Genomic DNA, 19,413 nt, shown 5'->3' with positions numbered 1-19,413 from the left:
ATTTAAACCTAAAGAGATATGAAAGAACCTTTCAGAATAAACAGAAGAAAATTTTTGGCAAAGGCTGGAGCAAGTGCTGCGGTAACCATGATATGGCCTTTCTTTTCTTCCTGCGACAGTCAATCTTCCACTACAGCAAAGCCTGAACTCGGCAAGGATTTTCAGCCCGATATTGATTTGGAACTGAAAGCGGTACAGCGTGACTTATCCATTTTATCCGGTTCAAAAACAAAGGTGTGGGCGTATGAGGGGAAATTAATTAAGGGCAACAAGGAGGCGCTTCAAACCCTAGAAGGGACTTATCTGGGGCCGGTCATCAAAGTAAGTAAAGGACAGAAAGTCCGTATTCGCTTCCAAAATGACTTGCCGGAAGAGAGTATTGTCCACTGGCATGGCATGCATGTGCCGGAACGGTACGATGGCCACCCGCAAGATGTAATTGATAGTGGAGAAACATACATCTACGAATATGAAGTAATGAACCGGGCAGGCACCTATTGGTTTCATCCCCATCCACATGGACGCACCGGTCCACAGGTGTATAATGGTCTGGCAGGCCTTCTACTGGTCACCGATGAGGAAGAACAGCAACTCAACTTACCGCAAGGGGAGTTTGATCTTCCGGTCGTGATCCAAGACCGAACTTTTGATGATAATAATCAACTGGTCTATCTTGAAAATGGCCAGATGGGCCGCATGACTGGGTTTTTAGGAAACCGGATACTGATTAATGGCAGACCTGAACAAAGGTTAAACCTGAAAGCAGGTTGCAAATACAGGTTGAGGTTACTGAACGGGTCAAACTCAAGGATCTACAAACTGGCCTGGGAAGATGGAAGTCCAGTGACTGTTTTTGGCATGGACGGAAGCTTGTTAAATGCACCCAAAGAATTATCCTATCTCATGCTCGGCCCGGCAAAAAGGGCGGACGTTTGGCTGGACTTGACCAACAAACCCGAAGGCACTGAATTGACCATGAAAAACACATCTTTCCCTCTTGAGTTAATGTCTGGTGGAATGATGGGCAATGGAGGAATGATGGAAGGTGCTAAAAGTGTCCTGCCACAAGGTAGCGAATATCCTGTGTTTACCGTGCTTGCCAATGCTTCGGGGAGTAATGATTATACCTTACCGCGGCAATTAGCTCAGCCGGATTACATTGACCCCTCAACAGCTAGAAATCTAAACGCCCCGCGACAATTTACCTTCGCTATGGGACACATGGAGTGGACGATCAACGGACGTACCTGGGAAACCACCGAAGTAGCTGATGAAGAGACCGTAAAGCTCGGAAGCACCGAAGTTTGGGAACTGATCAATGGCGGAGGTATGATGGACAATGATGACGATGGTGGCGGCATGATGGATGGTCACGGAATGATGGGCGATGGCGGCATGATGGGCGGTGAAAATGATATGATGAACAACCAGGGAATGATGGGCAATATGATGCAGATGCCCCACCCGATCCATATTCACCAGGTGCAGTTCAATATTTTAGAAAGAAATGTCACTGATGTAGATCCCCAATTATGGGATGCCGTAAAAGATGGTTTTGTTGATGAAGGCTGGCACGATACCGTTTTGTTGATGCCGGGGATGAGTGCCAAAGTTATCATGCAGTTCAAAGATTTTAAAGGCTTGTTTGTATACCACTGCCACAATCTGGAGCATGAGGACATGGGAATGATGCGAAATTTTAAAATAGTGTAAGTAATGGATAATCTAAGCTTTGGTATTTTTGTTGTGCCGATTATTACGTTAACGTTGATTATAATGTTATATATCCATTTTTTCAGGAAGGCAGCAGATAAGCGTAATTATCAGTATTTCGTAGCTAGAACATCTGTTGTAGCTTTTGTGCTAAATTTTGGCTGGGAGGTAGCTCACGGATTTTTGTATGAAAATTTTCAATACGATCTTGAACACGTTTCTTTTTGTGCATTGGCCTCAATAGCGGATGTGCTCATGGTTCTGGTTTTACTCTTCTTATTCGGACTTATATACAACAACGTTTATTGGATCAGACGTTTAAAATTTACCAGAACTTTACTATTAGTACTTGTAGGGTTTCTAGGGGCTATTTTAGGTGAGTTTTGGCATACATGGCGAGGAGATTGGTCATATGCTGATACGATGCCAATGCTTCCTCTCATAGAAGTTGGCCTTTCACCAGTCCTACAATTTTCTATTTTACCGTTGATCATATTTCTCATAAGCAGAAGAAAAATATGAAAGGGGTAGTATACTACTATTTTAGACTTTTAATTATGAAGCACGAAAAACAAGCAAAATTAAATAAAGTAAAAGGACAAATTGGCTATGCCATGATGTGGTTTTTTTTAGCTGGATTAATTGAAACACTTATGTATTTAGGTAAAATTGAAATGTTTATCTACCATATCGTTGCTTTAGCTCTATCTGCTGTCGGGTGTTTTAAAGTTTTCAAAGGATTTGAGAATTATAAGCATTACAAAAATGAAGGTAAATAAGAAAATTTTTACCTGTAAGCTAATTTCGAATAATCATCCGTTTAACCATTTAATGTTATGAAAAATACGAGATCATAGCTCGAAAAAAAGGCCAAAAGGAAGGGATTGAAGTGCTTCGTTTGATTCAAAAAGTTTACCTGAATAATGAAATTATTGTGGCCTAAAGCTATTTTATAAAATTTCAATAAAGACAATCAAATCATGGGAATTATGAATGATATATTAGATCTGTAGGGAGAATCCTCAAAAACTGCAATTGGGTTTTTCTGGAAATCAGGCTGGGCTTTTGTGTTAGGATATATAATAAGCTCAATGATTCAGGCCTTTGTTCCAAAGAAGAAATTGACTCAGCAAATGGGTAAAGGAAATGTTAAAAGCATTTCACTCTCTACTTTGTTTGGTTCCATTTCTTCTTCCTGCTCATTTGCTGCCTTAGCAGCAGCGAGGTCTCTTTTTCAAAAAGGAGCACATTTCATAAGTACGGTCGCATTTATGTTTGCTTCCACCAATCTAGTCATTGAGCTTGGTATCCTTATATTCATTTTCTTAGGGTGGCAGTTTATAGTAGCTGAAGTAATAGGAGGACTAATTTTGATAACTATTAGTGGACTTATCATCAAGCTTACGTCCCCTAAAAAATGGATTAAAGCTGCCAGAGAGAAAGTTGAGGATGAATCTGCCGAAGAGGAGGATTTTGATTGGAAGGAAAGGATTAAGTCGAAAGAGGGCTGGTTTTTAGTGGGAAAGAAATTTGTGATGGAATGGAAAATGGCCTGGGAGGATATTCTTATTGGCTTTACCATCGCGGGGTTCGTTTCTGTATTAGTCCCTCAGTCTTTTTGGGAAGCAATTTTTTTAAATGGTATGCAGGGGGAATTACCTGATTTTGTGATCCGGATGGAAAACGCGCTGGTAGCCCCATTTGTAGCGGCAGCTACATTCATTGGATCCATGGGAAACATACCGCTGGCGACTGTGCTCAACGAGAACGGCATTCTGTTTGCCGGATTGATGGGCTTTATTTACTCTGACTTAATGGTGCCACCGCTGGTCAATATGAATAGAAAATATTATGGTACCCGCATAGCCCTTTACATTGCAGGGGTGATGTACGTCAGCATCGTCATTACGGCATTGATCCTCAATTATAGCTTTGATCTATTAGGCGTATTACCCGAAGGCAGCCGGAAAGTAAAAGAAGTGACACAATTCAAGATTGATTACACTTTCTATTTTAACATCGTGTTTGCTGCATTTACTGCACTCATGCTATACTTCAATTTCAGGACAAAAAAGATGGAAACCGATGGAGGCCATGATCATGAACACGGAGGTGGCGGTATTTCTTTCAAAAGAGTCGTTGTATATACTTTCGTACTGATTGTGGGCATTGGCTTGGTAATATTCCTTTTATAATCCGTTGAATGGCATGGTAACTGGGATGAATTTCAAAAAGAAAAAAATGAAAACCTACGAAACACTATCTGAAGCATTAAAAGACCTGAAAGAAAGAGGATATTCCAACGATTTTAATCTCAAACCGCATTGTATTGAATGCCCGGCCGATAAGCTCGAGCTACATCCTGAGCAGTTTGAAGTAAAAGAAGTATATCGGTTTGAAGGCATGAGCAACCCGGATGATAACTCCATTCTTTACGCCATTAAATCTACCGATGGACTTAAAGGCGTATTAGTAGATGCCTATGGTGTTTATTCCGAAGCGTTGAGTGAAGCAATGATCAATAAATTGGTTGTTAATCGCTAGTCGGCTGAAGAATATTATACATCTAAGTTGAGATTTTGTACTGAAGTTTCCAGGCAAAGGGCATAGCTTTAAATTTTCTTAATTATTGAAGGGCTATGAAAAAATTAGGACTACTATTATACTTCATGTTGTCATGCATTGTGCTCTCTGCTCATGAAGGGGAGAAACATGAAAAAAGCACAAAAGAAGATTCCACACATTTGGAGCAGCCCCAAGTGGATTATTCTCATATACAAGCACAACAGGAGCATGAACACGATGAGCATGAGACTAAGAAAGTCACAGCTGATCTGGACGACTTCCCCAATCTGCATCCGCTTATGGTTCACTTCCCAATCGTATTGTTATTGATTGGAGCCGTTTTGGCCATTGCAAATGTTATTTTTCTGAAAAAGGAAATAGATTGGGTCATCACGGGAATGGTTTTCGTAGGTGCGCTAGGTGCTTATCTTTCAGGGAGAACGTTCCACCCACACACCCATGATTTAACAGCGCATGCCAAACAGGTGCTTGCGCAGCATGATTTATGGGCCGACTGAACCATATACTTGAGCATTGCCGGTTTTGTGGCTCAGCTAGCCAGTCAGTTTATCTTCAAACAAAAACGTTGGGCTGTAGCAGTGGTTGCCTTGTTACTCATTGCTTCCGGCTATGCGGTGTCGCGCACCGGTCATTACGGGGCACAACTGGTACATATAGAAGCGGTAGGACCGCAAGGCAAATTCCTTGAATCTGAAGAAGGACATGCTCATTGAAATTTTTTGTCAATATAGTGACTTATATCATGTTTTTACTTAACATTTATCATTTGATTTATACCTAATTTTTACCGACATTTATGCAGTAGTTATCACTTCTATTGGTATGATGATAAAATTGCACAATATAAAACAATACATAGTAACCTTGCTCCTCACAGGTTTTATTAGTGTATTTGTTTGTGATGCTTTTTGTAATTTTGGAGTGATTTCTTGGGGCAATTACCCAACTAGTACTAATGAGATGGTTCATCATTCAATAAAAGTATATGACCTTGATGATCATCACAATGCCCCTAAAGATCATCATCACGATGATAAGCATAGCCATGATGCTGACGAGGAGGAGTGCTGTGACGAAGTAGTGAATAACCTGTATGCCTCATTAATCAAATATGAGTTGAAGCAAACACCAGTTGAGGCTCCAGCCTTTCAAATGCTTTATCGTATTTATAATTTAGATGTTGAAGCAGATATCTTTAATAAACAATTACTCCCGTTTTTATATACCAATTTGCCACCACCCGTTAGTGGTAACCATATTCGTATTTTTATTCAATCCTTCCTCAATTAGCATTCATCTGTTAGGCTAATCATGAAGTTTGCCATTTTCTAGCTTCCATGCTTTTTCAGCCTTATTCTATTCTTTTCAAAAATTCTTAATCACTTTTTCTGCGCAGAGCAATCTATTGCCGGCCAAAAATTATTGTTGAAGTAATTCATTTCGCAATAAGCAAAGATTTTAACCGGCCCATACTCCTTCACTGGATTTAATCCAGGATCAGAAGAAGTTTAACCCCTATAACAGATGAAAACATTAAATCTGAACATTAAAAATATGGTATGTCCGAGATGCATTCTGGTTGTAAAAAATGAATTAGAGGAACTCGGAGCATTTATTTCAACAATTCAGCTTGGCCATGCTACAATACAAGTGCCTGAGACCCTGACCAAAGATAAAATTGCGTCCAGATTAGATACTTATGGCTTTGAACTTCTTGAAGACAAAGAAGAAATCCTGATGGAACAGATTAAGCTTGGAATTCAACACTATATAGAAATCCTTGAAAAATCTACCAAAGAGGTGATGTTGTCTGATTTTCTGGCACACGAAATAGGTAAAAACTACAATTTTCTTAGCAAGCTTTTTTCAAAAATTGAGGGGCTTACGATAGAGACCTACTACATAAACAAAAGAGTGGACAGGGTGAAAGAACTGATAAAGTATGATGAACTGAACTTAAGTGAGATTGCTGTTAAGCTCGGATACAGTTCCGTCCATTACCTATCCAGTCAATTTAAGCGTGTTACCGGTCTTTCTGTATCTGATTATAAAGAAGTAATGAAAAACGAGAACCGGTACTACAAGAACTTATCTGAAGCACTGGGCGACTTAAGAGAAAAAGGCTACACCTATAATTTCAACAGGAAGGAAGATTGCCTGGAATGTAAGGATCTGTGTGCCAGCTTTCAAATTGAGGAATTGAATATTTCAGAGTTCTACCGGTTTGATGAAAATGAAGATGCAGCAGGTAAGTCTGTTATTTATGGGATCGAAACAAAAGATGGTTTGAAAGGACTACTCATTGACAATAGTAACCTTCAAAACAAGGCACTATTCAGGAGACTTTCTGACAAGATAAAAGAAAAGGAAAATACAAAAAAAAGGTGACCACTCTATGAACGAAATATCATACAACAAAGACAAGATTTCAAAAGTAGAGAGCTGTATTTTCTCGTAATTTTGAATAACAACCAACAATAAAAGGTTGATAAATTATTTGAAATTATAAAATAAGAAATTATGCATTGGTTTGAAGGACACTATTGAGGAATGCACATCATCTGGTGGGTGATCTGGGTGGTATTTATAATCTGGATTTTCGCCACACCTTGGGATATACCCGGACAAAGAACGAAAAAGGAAACACCGTTAGACCTTTTGAAAAAAAGGTATGCCAAAGGAGAAATCAGCAAAGAAGAGTATGAAGACATAAAAAAGACGTTGCAAAAATGAAAGAAATAAAGGCTTTCGTCAGGCCGGATCGATTACCTGATATTGTAAATCATCTGCGTGAAGAAGGAGTTTGTTGCTTAACGGTCTTTGAAGGAGAGGGAACTGGGCACTACACGGATGAACGGAAGGATTTTCCGTCTTTGAGGCATCCATTTTCACATGCTAAAATAGCAAAACTGGAAGTTGTTTTACCCGACAAGAAAGTGAAGAAATCACTAGAGATTATACATCAAAATGGAAAAACAGCCCACTCAGGGGACGGCATTATTTATATCACAGAGGTTAGTGATATGGTCAAAGTAAAAACTTTAAAACCCGACTTACATAACAAGGATTGATCCTACAGTGATATTTAAAGAAATTTTTTGGGTTTCTTTTAAGGGATCACCTTAAGCAAAGTAGTCGATAAAATTTGAATATATCTATGAAAAATATTTTAGTACCTACCGACTTTTCCTCAACTGCTAACCGGGCGGCTGATATAGCCATAGCTATAGCAGAAAAATCAGGTGCGGAAATTCATTTTTTGCATTTAAAGATAACGCCCGTGCCTTGGGTCAAACTAGATAAAGAGAAGGAAGTACGGTTTCCCGAAACCCTAAAAGAGATAGGGCATGCCAAAAACGAGCTTAATAAATTAGTAAAAAAAGCAGAAACAAAGGGCCTGAAGGCACAACAGTTTCTGGTATTTGATGTTGGAAGAGAAGAAATACTGAAGCATATTCCACATCATAACCATGATTTTGTAGTAATGGGTTCACATGGTGCATCGGGTGCAAAAGAAATGTTTATCGGATCCAATGCGCAAAAGGCCCTCAGAGATGCTACTGTACCCGTGTTGATCATCAAAGAAAAGTCTAAGTGGCCCGTTAAAAATGTGGTTTTTGCATCCAATTTTGAAGAAGATGTCAAAGAACCCTTCAAAACGGTGGTGAAGTTCGCTGATCTCAACGAATCCAATATGCATCTTCTTTATGTCAATGTCCCATTTTCATTTGAGGAGACGGACAGGAGCCTTGAGAAAATGCATGCTTTTCACGAAACCTGTCCTCGAGGAGGAACCTGCACCACCAACATCTACAATTCGCTAAATGAAGAACGCGGCATTCTGAAGTTTTCCGAATCTGTAAATGCTGACCTTATTGGATTAACTACACATGGGAGATCCGGCTTCTTTAACCTGATAGGAAAGAGCATTACCGAAAACCTGGCAAACCATGCCGATATACCTATACTAAGTATTAACCTTAAAAGATAACGATATGAAAAATACTTTGAAAACAGTGGTAACACTCACTTTATTGATTGCAGCATTATCTGCCTGCCAGCAACAGAAGGATGTAAGCACAATGTTAGAAAATGACGATACCCGAAATGAGATATTTAATACCATCATTTCAGATCATGAATTAGCTGAACAATTGATGACCAAAATGATGGAAGATGATCATACCCAAATGATGATGAAAGGCAATGAGCAGATGATGGGTATGATGATGTCAGACAATGACCAAATGATGGCTTTGATGAAAGATAAGCCTGATATGATGAACAAAATGATGAACATCGCTGAGGCGGATTCGTCCATGTGCACCCACATGATGACCATGATGAAAGATAAACCCAACATGATGGGACAGATGATGGAAATGATGCATAAAGAAGGCATGATGGATAAAGAAACAATGATGAAGAACAAAGAAAAGATTGGGGCAGAAAAACACACTGGCCATCACTAAAACACCAAAACTATGAAAAATCACATGCTATGGATGTTAATAGGATGTCTGGGGATATTCCTTTTACTATTCCTGCTACCCGTTTTTGGGTTCAACGGATCCAATTCACTTTTTATATTCATCATCATATTTTTCGTAGCTCACCTCTTTATGATGGGTAGGCATGGAGGACATGGAGGACATACTGGGCACAACAATAGAGAAGAAAAACAATCAAAAAACGAAAAGGATCATGCAACACATCAACATTAAGAAATTCGCATTATCATGGGGAGTAGCAGGTGTGGTATTCTACTTGGGCTGCATTATACTCATGTCCACCGTAGGCCGTGAAGGCACCATTCTGTTTTTTAACAGTTTGCTACACGGGCTAGACACAACTTCGCTGATCAGAATGGACGTCCCTTGGACAGAAGCATTGATCGGACTGGTGGAAATGTTTATACTCGGGTGGCTGTTTGGGGCTTTGATAGCTTCTGTTTACAACGCTTCCTTCAATAAAGGTTATCGAAATAAATAAATATAAAAGTGATAGATAGAGGTGGAAATTAAAAATGTGAGGAATGACTTCAGTATAATTTTAATTCATGCGCTCATAGGAGCAGCTTTGTTCTATTTTCTGGTTCACCCACTTACGATGGTACTTTATGGATTCGAATTTAGTCATCAACCCTTCTCATTTTCTTTAATTGGAGATGTACTAAAAGATCAACTCTGGCAATCATTTTCATTTCGCATGATGGGTATGAATACGACCCTTACTGTTTTCGGAACAATACTCGGTGGAGGATATGGTATGCTCTGGCGAAAAATTAGAGAAAAGAGGCTTTTGATTGATAAGCAGGAGCGACTTCTTCAGCGCGACATCAATAAAATCATAGAAATGGGAGAAAACGAGCGGGTGGAATTTAAGTCTTCCATTCGCTATGATTATAATAAGAAAACACCCAGCCGCGACTTGGAGCTTGTCATTGCAAAAACTATAGTAGGCTTCATGAATTCAAGGGGAGGAAAGCTTATCATAGGTGTGGATGACACAGGTGAAATATTAGGGTTAGAAAGTGATTTTAAAACCTTGCGACATAAAAATACAGATGGCTATGAGAGAAAGATTTTTGAGATCATAGCCAATAATATTGGTCAGCAATATTCATTTAAAAACCATGTGTCTTTTCATCAAATACAAGGAGAGAAAGTATGTGTTGTAGATATAGAAAACTCTCCTGAACCAGCTTATTTGTCGAAAGGAGAAAACACGGTGTTTTTTACCCGTAACGGAAATGCTACATGCCCCCTTACAGTAAAAGAAACAGTTGAATATCTGGAAATGAGAAAATAAAAAAATCAAGCAAAATGAAAAACAAAACCGAAGTAGTAATTGTGACAGGAAGCAGTGGAATGATAGGGTCGACCTTGATTCATAAGCTGGCTGAAAAATACCACGTAGTTGGATTTGACCAAGATGGCTATCCTTTTCCGCCTATAGAAGCTGAATGTGTATGTGTGGATCTTACGAGCGATGATCGAATGGATTTTGCTTTCAAAAGAGTTCGCTATGCCTATGGCAACAAAATAGCTGCGGTAGTGCACCTTGCCGCCTATTATGATTTTTTAGGGGAACCCTCCGATCTGTACGATAAAGTGACCGTCAAAGGCACAGAACGACTGTTAAAATTCCTACAGGATTTTGAAGTGGAGCAATTCATTTTCTCAAGTAGCATGCTGGTTTACAAACCTTCGTCTCCGGGGGTGCTCATTACAGAAGATTCACCATTGGAACCTAAATGGGATTATCCAAAATCGAAAGTAACGACCGAAAAAGTAATGCATGAAAAACGAGGCGAAATTCCTGTAGTGATGATGCGCATAGCAGGCGTATACAGCGAAGATGGTAGTTCAATACCTATCACCAATCAAGTTCAGCGTATTTACGAAAAACAAATTGCAGCACGACTCTATCCGGCCAATACAGCCCATGGCAGCACCTATGTACACAGAGATGATGTCATCGATGCAATAGCTTTGGCCGTAGACCAAAGGAAAGAACTCCCGTCAGAAACAATTATCAATATTGGAGATGAAGAAACTTTATCGTACAAGGAGTTGCAAGACATCATCAGTACAGAAATCCATGGTGAAAAAATGCCCATCATCGCTATTCCAAAGTGGTTTGCCAAAATGGGGGCATTTATGCAGAACTTATTTGGCAAAGCTTTTATTAAACCTTGGATGATCGATCTTGCTAATGATCATTTTGAAATGGACAGTTCCAGAGCTAAAATGATTCTGGGTTGGAAGCCTAAACACGGTTTACGAGAGACATTGCCCAAGATGATTGAAAACTTAAAGGCTAATCCCAAGAAATTTTATCAAGAGAATAACCTGAAAAAGTAGCTATAAATAGATTCCCAAACACTTAATTATGTCATAGTATGAAAAGCCACGACCACTCCTCAATGTCCCATCAGGATGATGGGGATAAATCTTCTAAAAAGATACAATACACTTGTTCTATGCACCCTGAGGTCGTTACTGATCAACCAGGCAAGTGCCCGAAATGCGGAATGACCTTAGTGAAAAAGGACGAAGCAAAAACCGAAATGTCAGGCCACAAAATGGAAGGTATGGGCTCAAGAGGCATCACACGTCCTATGATGCATACGGAAGAGCATGGCGGTCATGGACACATGGACATGGGCGGTATGAAAATGTCTACTGATGACCGCCTTACGATGCTCCAAGACCACCATAAGCAAACGCTCTGGGTTTACTGGACGATCGTATTGCTTGGTTTTTGGATGATTACTTCCCCTCTCACTTTTGATTATGGAAAGAATGTGGTCGAGCCTAGTGGCGGAAGAGATGTGTGGCTTTCCCTTAGTGATCGTATTGCCGCAATGCGCTGGAGCGATATTATCAGCGGAATATTGCTGGTGATTTTTGGATGGCGTTCCCTCAAGCCAAACCGCCCCTATAGCGTTTGGATCCTTTGTTTTATCGGGATATGGATCAGTATGGCTCCCTTTATTTTCTGGGCACCAACAGCCGTAGCTTATTATAACAGCACTATGGTTGGGGCCTTAATTATTGCCTTGTCGATTCTTATTCCTGGTATGCCCAACATGATCATGTTTATGAAAATGGGCGGTGACGTACCTACGGGTTGGAGCTATAACCCTTCAAGCTGGCCACAGCGCTCTATTATGATTGGCCTGGCATTTATCGGGTGGCTGGCATCCCGGTATTTGGGAGCTTTTCAGTTAGGGTATATAGACTATGCCTGGGATCCTTTTTTTGGTGACGGCACTATGACCGTTTTAGATTCCGATATGTCCCACTCCTTTCCAATATCGGATGCTGCATTAGGAACACTTGCATACACTTTGGAATTTCTGATGGGATATATGGGTGGAACCTCCCGTTGGCGTACCATGCCGTGGATGGTTACGCTTTTTGGGATTTTGGTAATCCCGCTTGGGTTTGTGAGCATTTTTTTAATCGTTTCACAGCCGCTTTCAGTAGGGGCTTGGTGTTCGGTATGCCTGTTTTCAGCTATTGTAATGCTTCCAATGATCCCATTACAAATTGATGAAGTGATTGCCATGTGGCAGCATATGGTGCAACGAAAACAAAAAGGGGATTCGTTATGGAAAGTATTTTGGAAAGGCGGTGATGCACTTTCTACTGAAAAGGATCAACGCTCCCCTGAAATGGCAGAATTTAATGACAGTCCTTGGAAGGTATTTAAATCTTCAATCTGGGGAATGAGCTTCCCCTGGATGTTGACGATATCAACAGTTTTAGGGATTTGGTTGATGGTCTCTCCCACGGTTTTCGGGGTTGGGATAGAAACTCCATTTGCCGATTTAAATCATTTGGGTGGGGCACTTGCAATTGTATTTGCGGTTGTGGCGATGGCCGAGGTGCTCAGAAGTTTTCGTTATTTTAACACATTGTTAGGTCTAGTACTGGCAGTGCTGCCTTGGTTCATGGGTAATAGTAATCTAGCAATGGTGATTAGCACCAGTGTGGCTGGACTTATTATAACAATGCTTTCTATTCCCAAAGGAAAAATCAAAGAAAAATACGGACTTTGGGATAAATATGTGGTTTGAAAAGGATTGGCTTAAATTCAATTTTGGCATAATTCGATTAGGACTATTTGAATACCTATTCTGGATGAAAGTCACAAAAATTATGCTTACTAAGTATAATTTTAATTGTTAGGTCAATGAATGGAGACTGCTATGATAGCAAAAATTAATGACACGCTAAATAACCTTTTCAATAATCAATCTGCTTCTGGCATTGCAGTGTTTTTGGCAGTCTTGATAGCTATGATATGGGCTAATTCACCCTTTCAAGATGTATATCAGAATTTTATTCATACTGAAATATCAATCGGGATTGATCAATTCTCTATTTCTGAGTCTTTATTGTTATGGGTAAATGATGGCTTAATGGCGATTTTCTTTCTACAGGTAGGCCTGGAGTTGAAAAGAGAAATCATCGGAGGTAAATTATCTTCGTTTAGGAAAGCTATTTTACCTATTGGGGCAGCTGTTGGGGGCATGCTCGTTCCAGCACTCATTTATCTCATTTTTAATTTAAATTCTCCAACAGAACATGGTTGGGGTATCCCAATGGCAACTGACATTGCATTTGCAATTGGAGTACTTTCTTTGTTGGGGAATCGTGTGCCGGCTGGGCTCAAAGTGTTTTTGGTAGCACTAGCCATAGTTGATGATCTTGGTGCCGTAATCGTCATAGCTGTTTTCTATACTGCTGGGATTTCTTATATGGATTTGCTTCACGGTATCTTGTTTGTAATGGTATTGATAATCGCTAATTCTGTTGGAGTTCGTAAAGCTTGGTTTTATGCTCTTGTTGGGATTGGAGGCGTATGGTTGGCATTTTTCTTCTCAGGAGTCCATCCTACCATTGCAGGTATTCTCACCGCTTTTACTATTCCTGGAAAGGTCAAAATCAAAGAAGTGGATTATCTGAAAAACCTCCAAAAACTTCATTTAAAATTTTTGGAATCCAAAGCTATCAAGGGCAATTTTATCTCAGAAGAACAACTTGGAATTTTGGAAGAGATTAAACAAAAATCAGATGATGCGGAAACTCCTTTGCAAAAGATAGAGCATCATCTGGCACCCGTAGTAGGATTTTTCATTCTTCCAATATTTGCCCTGGTCAATACCGGAATTCATATCCATGGGGATATAGTTGAAATTTTGAGCCACCCGGTAAGTCTGGGGATAACTTTTGGACTATTAGTAGGGAAATTCACTGGCATTTTAGGAGCCAGTTGGCTTTTAGTTAAGCTTAAGCTGGCAGAGCTGCAGCAGGGAATTTCCTGGACACATATTTCAGGAGTAGCTATGATAGCGGGGATAGGTTTTACCATGTCGTTGTTTGTCACGGAGTTGGCCTTCCAGAATGAGGAGTATACCTTCATTGCCAAGCTAACCATTTTATTTGCTTCGGTGCTTGCCGGAGTGATAGGTGTAAGTATTCTTCGACAATCCCGGAAAGTAGCTATTATCAAAAAACAAAAGGTAATTAACTGACGATACATGATGACTTATAAAATAACCAGAAGTAATTTTTTAAAACAACTTATTAAACAGATGCGCTCCGCACTCGTTTTGGTCGCAACTGTAGCACTTGTGTATGTCTATCTTATGCAGTTTGTAGATCATGCCCTAAGCTGGGTGCCTTATCTTGTTATTTTTCTGGCCTTTATCAAGACTGGGTACTTTACCTTTTTTACCTTCAGGCAGGTCAATAAGTCCATTAAACATTGTCATTCTTTTGGGCAACTTCTCTGGATTTTCGGACTGCTCGTCATGCTCATTATTTTCTCCTATGCGGCAGATTTCACTTGTTTGGTCGCTGCCAATCGATCTTCTTTTCTGGGGTTTAAACTATTTGAAAGCTTCAATTACTTCGAGTATTTATTCGAGACATTTTATTTCAGTGTGGTAACATTTGCTGCCATCGGTTATGGAGATGTTGTGCCAATAACTACCCCTGCCAAAATTTTAGTGATGATGGAGATCGGTCAAAGCTTTGTGCTGATCGTATTCGGACTGTCCAACATAAATAACATTCATACTACAATTAGAAATCAATAACATGATGAAAAAGAAAATAGCACTTATAGGATATGGCGTAATTGGCAAAAGAGTAGCCGATGCAATCGCGCGACAAGACGATATGGAATTAGCCGGGGTATGTGATGTGATCAGCGACTGGCGGATACAAACTGCAGTAAAGAAAGGGTACTCTGTATATGCAGCTACTGAAGATGCCCAAGATAGTATGCAAAAGGCCGGTATTTCCCTGGCTGGTAATATGGCAGACCTATTAGGGGTTGCTCACCTGGTGGTAGATTGTACACCAAAGAAGATAGCTGCACAAAATGTAGAAATTTATAAAGAGCGCGGAATAAAATTTATCCTGCAAGGTGGAGAAAAACATGAAACCACCGGCCATTCTTTTAGCGCAGAAAACAACTATGCATCTGCCCTGAACCGGGACAGTACCCGAGTAGTCTCTTGCAACACTACCTCCATTTTGCGTACACTTACCGCTCTTAAAAAAGCAGGGCTGCTGCAGAGTGCTCGTGGTACTCTGCTACGCAGGGCTACAGATCCCTGGGAAAGCCATTTAGGTGGCATCATGAATACGCTCGTTCCGGAGAAAGATATTCCCAGCCACCAAGGGCCGGACGCTCAGAGCGTGGACTCTGAACTGGATATAGTAACCATGGCTGTGAAAGTACCTCAAACCCTTAGCCACCTGCATTATTGGAATGTCCGCCTTACTCGGAAAGCTGATAAAAAAGAGGTGATAGAAGCATTTCAGACATCTACGCGAATCACCTTGATCAACTACAGCGATGGTCTGGTTTCCAATAATACGATCAAAGAAAAGTACCTGGATATGGGACGACCCTGGGGCGATATGTATGAAGTAGCCCTTTGGCAAGATATGCTTAAAGTCGAGGGAGATGAACTCTATTACGCATATGTGGTCGATAACCAGGCTATTGTTATACCTGAAACCATTGATGCTATAAGGGCATTGACGGGAATGGAAGAAAGTGCTGAGAAATCCATAAAAAAAACGAACAAAAGTCTGGGTATTAATAATGGAGGGCAATTATGAAAGGTAGAATGATAATAACGTTATTTCTCTTTGTAGTAATAACCTTGGTCACCAAAGCTCAAAAAAGTGAAATCACTTTGTCAGGAATAATTTCATGTGACAACAGTCTGAATGAGCCGCTGAGTGCCGTACATGTATTTAATAAAAATACCAAAAAAGGAACGTTGACAGACAAGAACGGTGAGTTCAGTATAAGCATGAAAAAGCAGGATACCATTATTTTTTCAACAGTTCAGCATGTTGAGAAAATATATACCATCGAAAAAGGAAAATCATTTGATAACAAGCACATTGAAATCACTTTAGAGGAGGATACTGTATGGTTAGAAGCCGTTACGGTAATGGGATTCAAAAGACTTGAAGATTTCAAGCAGCAAATACTTCAAATGAAATTGCCTGATGATGATGTTTCTCTGGCTCTCCCAACTGTGGATAAATATGCCAAACAAAATTATACTGGAGATGGACAATATGAAATTAGAGGGCCTTTAACCTATTTACTTAATAAAATTCACACATACGGTAAAAGAACAAATGTGGCCGAAAGGCCTGATTAGAAAATGTTTGATACAGAAATAAAATCTCTTAAATCACTAAATACCTATCTTCAAAAACTGGTAGCAGATAAGCTCTGGTTAAAGGTACTCATTGCACTTTTTCTAGGAGTAGGTTTTGGTCTACTTTTAAGTCCACAAAATGGATGGGTTAGTAAAGCTACTGCAGATGTTTTAGGCAATTGGTTGGCCCTGCCCGGCATGCTATTTCTTAAGCTGGTGCAGATGATCATGATTCCATTGATTGTGGCATCTATCATTACGGGCATTGCCAGCAATGACAAAGACAACCTCAAAAAACTTGGAGGAGGAGTACTCTTATATTTTGTGGCAACAACCATTATTTCTGTTAGCATTGGAACTGTCTTGGCCACACTTTTCAAACCGGGTCGCTATTTGCACCAGCAGGCAGCAGCTGAACATGAAGAGGCCTTGGCAAAAGGAGCTCAAAGTGCAGAATTGTCATTTGGGATAAACGATGTGCCAACTATCATCACCGATCTGCTCCCCAAAACCCCCTGGCTTCCATGGTCAGCGGAGAAATGTTGAGTATTGTCATTTTCACCATTATCATTGGGGTGGCAGTGCTGTCACTACCCTCAGACTTGTTAAGACCTGTGAGGTTGTTGCTGAGTGCAATACAGGAAATTTGTATGACAGTAGTCAAGTGGGCCATGCTTTTAGTGCCTGTGGCTGTTTTTGGGCTTATGGCTCAACTCACTTCCAGTGTAGGCTTAAGTTCTCTTGCCGGACTGAGTTATTATGTGGCCGTTGTACTAGCCGGATTACTTATTCTTGTGGGTATCTATTTGTTAATAGTGAGCTTGCTCGGCAAAAGGAATCCACTAAAATTTCTAGGAAAAATCAGGGATGCACAATTGTTGGCTTTTTCTACGACCAGTTCAGCAGCCGTTATGCCACTCTCATTGCAAACAGCAGAAGAAAAACTGAAAGTTGATCCCGCAATCAGCAACTTTATTATCCCTATAGGCGCAACGGTCAACATGGATGGTACAGCACTTTACCAAACCATAACCACCTTATTTATCGCCCAGGCGTATGGGCTGGAGATGAGTTTGTTGAACATTATTGTGGTAATAGTAACCATTGTTGCAGCTTCAATAGGCACGCCAGCCATTCCTGGAGGTGGGGTTGTAATCCTGGCTTCTGTACTGGGCAGTGCGGGTATTCCTGCAGAGGGAATCATCATCATTATTGGGGTGGAGCGCTTGTTGGGCATGTTCCGAACGGCAGTAAATGTAACGGGAGACCTGACAGCTTGTGTGGTTTTTAATCAATGGTATGGTAGCATTACCAAAAACAAGATGACTCCTAAAACCTCAATAGCTGATAATGAAGATGGATAAGATGATAGAGAAACATATCAACCATATTAAAGATATTCGTGGCTACTTTCTTACTGATAAAAAACTCATCAATTTCATCAGGTTCCGACCGGGCAATCAGGATATTGATGTGATCAAAGAAAAGGTGATGGCAGTGGCCAACCATGATAGAGCTGATTATTTCATAAGGTGTGGTTTCCAAAATAATATCAAAAAATTGCAAATTGATAGTTCGTTAGGTCAAGGTGAGCTATTAATTGCAGTTAGCGTGGCTCAAAACGGGAACAACTCTATCGATTATGAAAACATAGAATTTGCCTCAAGATATTGTGCAGTTCATTGCCCTGCTTACTTTCCACTATGGAACAGTCATTCTTTAAAAATTGCTGAAGCTTTTTCTCAAAGTTGTTTTTCTCCCGATGATTATTTAGAGTATGGTGCCGTAGTTAAAGAAATGAAATCAAAGCACAACCTGGCTCCTTTGAACTACTTTGATATAAGTAAATTTTTCTGGATTTATCAGGAAGATCTTATTAGATACTATACGTGGAACTAATAAATCAAGACTTATTTGAGGCTTGATTTTAGGTGTTCAACTAGTGATCAGAGACTGACTTTGAATAGCGTAATTTCGTACATCGAAAGTGAGATATCATAAATACATCCGAGTGTAAAATTCTAACTTTAACATTAAATTGTTAAAGTAGACTGAATGCCAGAAAAGACCGTTTTAATAACCAAGGCTTCCGGAGAAAAAGCACCATTTTCACCAACAAAACTTAGGCACTCCCTTGAAATGGCGGCCGGTTCTGCCGTTATTGATCGGATTGTGAGTGAGATTGAAGCGCAGCTTGTTGAGGGCATGTCCACAAAGAAAATCTACAGCCAAGCATTCTCCATGCTACGGAAGCACTCAAAACCTGTAGCAGGCAGGTATAAGATCAAGCAGGCGATTCTGGAGCTGCAGTTCAGGATATCCCTTTGAAAAGTTTGTAGGTGAAATTTTAAAACATCAGGGGTACCGTACTAAAGTCGGGGTAATCATTCAGGGGCATTGCGTCTCTCATGAAATAGATGTGGAGGCTGAGAAAGATAATCAGCACTTCATGGTGGAGTGCAAATTTCATAACCGCCAAGGTTATAAGTGTGATGTGAAAATTCCACTTTATATCAAATCCCGGTTTGAGGATGTGAAAAAGCAATGGGAAAAGCGCAAAGGACACGCGACAAAATTTCATGAAGGCTGGGTGGTGACCAATACCCGGTTTACCGAAGATGCCATCCAATATGGCAAATGTTCAGGTCTAATACTGATAGGTTGGGATTATCCACAGCAAGGAAGCATTAGCGACCGGATAAATATGTCTGGTCTGCACCCTGTTACATGTCTTACCAGCCTTACAAAGGCTGAGAAGCAAAAGCTGATTGATAAGATGATCGTGCTTTGTAAGGAGCTATGCGATAAACCCGAAGTACTTGAAGAAATGGGCATTTCTCATACACGAGTCAAAAGAATCATCAAAGAGGGAGAGGAAATTTGCTCAGGTAGTACGTAACACAACA

The 19,413-nt window shown here is 40.2% G+C and carries 25 protein-coding genes and 1 pseudogene; all 26 read left to right on the top strand.

The window, feature by feature from the left end:
* The first annotated feature begins 18 nt into the window (after positions 1–18).
* The 26 genes and pseudogenes from ABWH96_RS03870 to ABWH96_RS03745 all read left to right on the top strand — a co-directional run bounded on the left by ABWH96_RS03870 (position 19) and on the right by ABWH96_RS03745 (position 19,406).
* On the top strand, positions 19–1,713 hold the full coding sequence (locus ABWH96_RS03870) for a multicopper oxidase domain-containing protein (protein WP_375580189.1): 1,695 nt from the start codon (positions 19–21) through the stop codon (positions 1,711–1,713).
* A gap of 63 nt (positions 1,714–1,776) precedes the next feature.
* Entirely contained in the window at positions 1,777–2,235 is a 459-nt protein-coding gene (locus ABWH96_RS03865) for a hypothetical protein (protein WP_221406413.1), read from the top strand.
* Positions 2,236–2,270: 35 nt separating this feature from the next.
* Entirely contained in the window at positions 2,271–2,492 is a 222-nt protein-coding gene (locus ABWH96_RS03860; protein WP_148230070.1) for a hypothetical protein, read from the top strand.
* 312 nt (positions 2,493–2,804) lie between these two features.
* Entirely contained in the window at positions 2,805–3,908 is a 1,104-nt protein-coding gene (locus ABWH96_RS03855; protein WP_375580188.1) for a permease, read from the top strand.
* A 13-nt stretch (positions 3,909–3,921) separates the two neighbouring features.
* The gene (locus ABWH96_RS03850) at positions 3,922–4,257 is read left to right on the top strand and encodes a phosphoribosylpyrophosphate synthetase (RefSeq protein WP_375580187.1); all 336 of its coding nucleotides are present in this window, start codon (positions 3,922–3,924) and stop codon (positions 4,255–4,257) included.
* A 95-nt stretch (positions 4,258–4,352) separates the two neighbouring features.
* Positions 4,353–4,796: a hypothetical protein gene (locus tag ABWH96_RS03845; protein WP_375580186.1), complete on the top strand. Its 444-nt coding sequence runs from the start codon at positions 4,353–4,355 to the stop codon at positions 4,794–4,796.
* Between the two features lie 9 nt (positions 4,797–4,805).
* Positions 4,806–5,012, top strand: a complete 207-nt coding sequence (locus tag ABWH96_RS03840) for a hypothetical protein (protein ID WP_375580185.1) — start codon at positions 4,806–4,808, stop codon at positions 5,010–5,012.
* A 112-nt stretch (positions 5,013–5,124) separates the two neighbouring features.
* Entirely contained in the window at positions 5,125–5,589 is a 465-nt protein-coding gene (locus tag ABWH96_RS03835) for a hypothetical protein (protein ID WP_375580184.1), read from the top strand.
* A 234-nt stretch (positions 5,590–5,823) separates the two neighbouring features.
* A complete protein-coding gene (locus tag ABWH96_RS03830) occupies positions 5,824–6,687 on the top strand; it encodes a helix-turn-helix domain-containing protein (protein WP_375580183.1) in 864 nt (287 codons plus the stop codon).
* A gap of 162 nt (positions 6,688–6,849) precedes the next feature.
* Positions 6,850–7,032, top strand: coding sequence for an SHOCT domain-containing protein (locus ABWH96_RS03825; RefSeq protein ID WP_375580182.1), 183 nt, complete (start codon positions 6,850–6,852; stop codon positions 7,030–7,032).
* Positions 7,029–7,370 carry a P-II family nitrogen regulator gene (locus ABWH96_RS03820; protein WP_375580181.1) on the top strand — a complete coding sequence of 114 codons (342 nt, stop codon included), beginning with the start codon at positions 7,029–7,031 and terminating at the stop codon, positions 7,368–7,370. The genes ABWH96_RS03825 and ABWH96_RS03820 overlap by 4 nt, the downstream gene beginning before the upstream one ends.
* Before the next feature lie 86 nt (positions 7,371–7,456).
* Positions 7,457–8,290 carry a universal stress protein gene (locus tag ABWH96_RS03815; protein ID WP_375580180.1) on the top strand — a complete coding sequence of 278 codons (834 nt, stop codon included), beginning with the start codon at positions 7,457–7,459 and terminating at the stop codon, positions 8,288–8,290.
* A gap of 4 nt (positions 8,291–8,294) precedes the next feature.
* The gene (locus ABWH96_RS03810) at positions 8,295–8,771 is read left to right on the top strand and encodes a hypothetical protein (protein ID WP_085516284.1); all 477 of its coding nucleotides are present in this window, start codon (positions 8,295–8,297) and stop codon (positions 8,769–8,771) included.
* A gap of 12 nt (positions 8,772–8,783) precedes the next feature.
* Entirely contained in the window at positions 8,784–9,023 is a 240-nt protein-coding gene (locus ABWH96_RS03805; RefSeq protein WP_085516283.1) for a hypothetical protein, read from the top strand.
* Complete coding sequence (locus tag ABWH96_RS03800; protein ID WP_375580179.1) at positions 8,935–9,291, top strand: DUF5676 family membrane protein; 357 nt, start codon at positions 8,935–8,937, stop codon at positions 9,289–9,291. Before ABWH96_RS03805 ends, ABWH96_RS03800 begins: the two co-directional genes overlap by 89 nt.
* Positions 9,292–9,312: 21 nt before the next feature.
* A complete protein-coding gene (locus ABWH96_RS03795; protein WP_139827962.1) occupies positions 9,313–10,110 on the top strand; it encodes a helix-turn-helix domain-containing protein in 798 nt (265 codons plus the stop codon).
* 59 nt (positions 10,111–10,169) lie between these two features.
* Complete coding sequence (locus ABWH96_RS03790; protein ID WP_375580178.1) at positions 10,170–11,165, top strand: NAD-dependent epimerase/dehydratase family protein; 996 nt, start codon at positions 10,170–10,172, stop codon at positions 11,163–11,165.
* Between the two features lie 38 nt (positions 11,166–11,203).
* On the top strand, positions 11,204–12,886 hold the full coding sequence (locus ABWH96_RS03785) for a vitamin K epoxide reductase family protein (RefSeq protein WP_085516279.1): 1,683 nt from the start codon (positions 11,204–11,206) through the stop codon (positions 12,884–12,886).
* A gap of 132 nt (positions 12,887–13,018) precedes the next feature.
* On the top strand, positions 13,019–14,347 hold the full coding sequence (gene nhaA, locus ABWH96_RS03780) for a Na+/H+ antiporter NhaA (protein ID WP_085516496.1): 1,329 nt from the start codon (positions 13,019–13,021) through the stop codon (positions 14,345–14,347).
* Positions 14,348–14,353: 6 nt separating this feature from the next.
* Positions 14,354–14,914: a potassium channel family protein gene (locus tag ABWH96_RS03775; protein ID WP_013454204.1), complete on the top strand. Its 561-nt coding sequence runs from the start codon at positions 14,354–14,356 to the stop codon at positions 14,912–14,914.
* Position 14,915: 1 nt separating this feature from the next.
* Entirely contained in the window at positions 14,916–15,950 is a 1,035-nt protein-coding gene (locus ABWH96_RS03770) for a type II glyceraldehyde-3-phosphate dehydrogenase (RefSeq protein ID WP_085516278.1), read from the top strand.
* A complete protein-coding gene (locus tag ABWH96_RS03765) occupies positions 15,947–16,507 on the top strand; it encodes a carboxypeptidase-like regulatory domain-containing protein (RefSeq protein ID WP_085516277.1) in 561 nt (186 codons plus the stop codon). Before ABWH96_RS03770 ends, ABWH96_RS03765 begins: the two co-directional genes overlap by 4 nt.
* Before the next feature lie 3 nt (positions 16,508–16,510).
* Positions 16,511–17,871, top strand: a pseudogene (locus tag ABWH96_RS03760) (dicarboxylate/amino acid:cation symporter).
* Positions 17,864–18,406 (top strand): hypothetical protein, encoded by a 543-nt coding sequence (locus ABWH96_RS03755; protein ID WP_375580177.1) that lies wholly within the window; start codon positions 17,864–17,866, stop codon positions 18,404–18,406. Before ABWH96_RS03760 ends, ABWH96_RS03755 begins: the two are co-directional and overlap by 8 nt.
* A gap of 156 nt (positions 18,407–18,562) precedes the next feature.
* Positions 18,563–18,835: an ATP cone domain-containing protein gene (locus tag ABWH96_RS03750; RefSeq protein WP_375580176.1), complete on the top strand. Its 273-nt coding sequence runs from the start codon at positions 18,563–18,565 to the stop codon at positions 18,833–18,835.
* Positions 18,786–19,406, top strand: coding sequence for a restriction endonuclease (locus ABWH96_RS03745; protein WP_375581505.1), 621 nt, complete (start codon positions 18,786–18,788; stop codon positions 19,404–19,406). The genes ABWH96_RS03750 and ABWH96_RS03745 overlap by 50 nt, the downstream gene beginning before the upstream one ends.
* The last annotated feature ends 7 nt before the right edge of the window (positions 19,407–19,413 follow it).

The organism is Marivirga tractuosa, from assembly GCF_042140215.1.
GTDB lineage: Bacteria > Bacteroidota > Bacteroidia > Cytophagales > Cyclobacteriaceae > Marivirga > Marivirga tractuosa_A.
The sequence above is the reverse complement of the archived record's forward strand: the minus strand, read 5'-3'. Positions and strand labels throughout refer to the sequence as shown.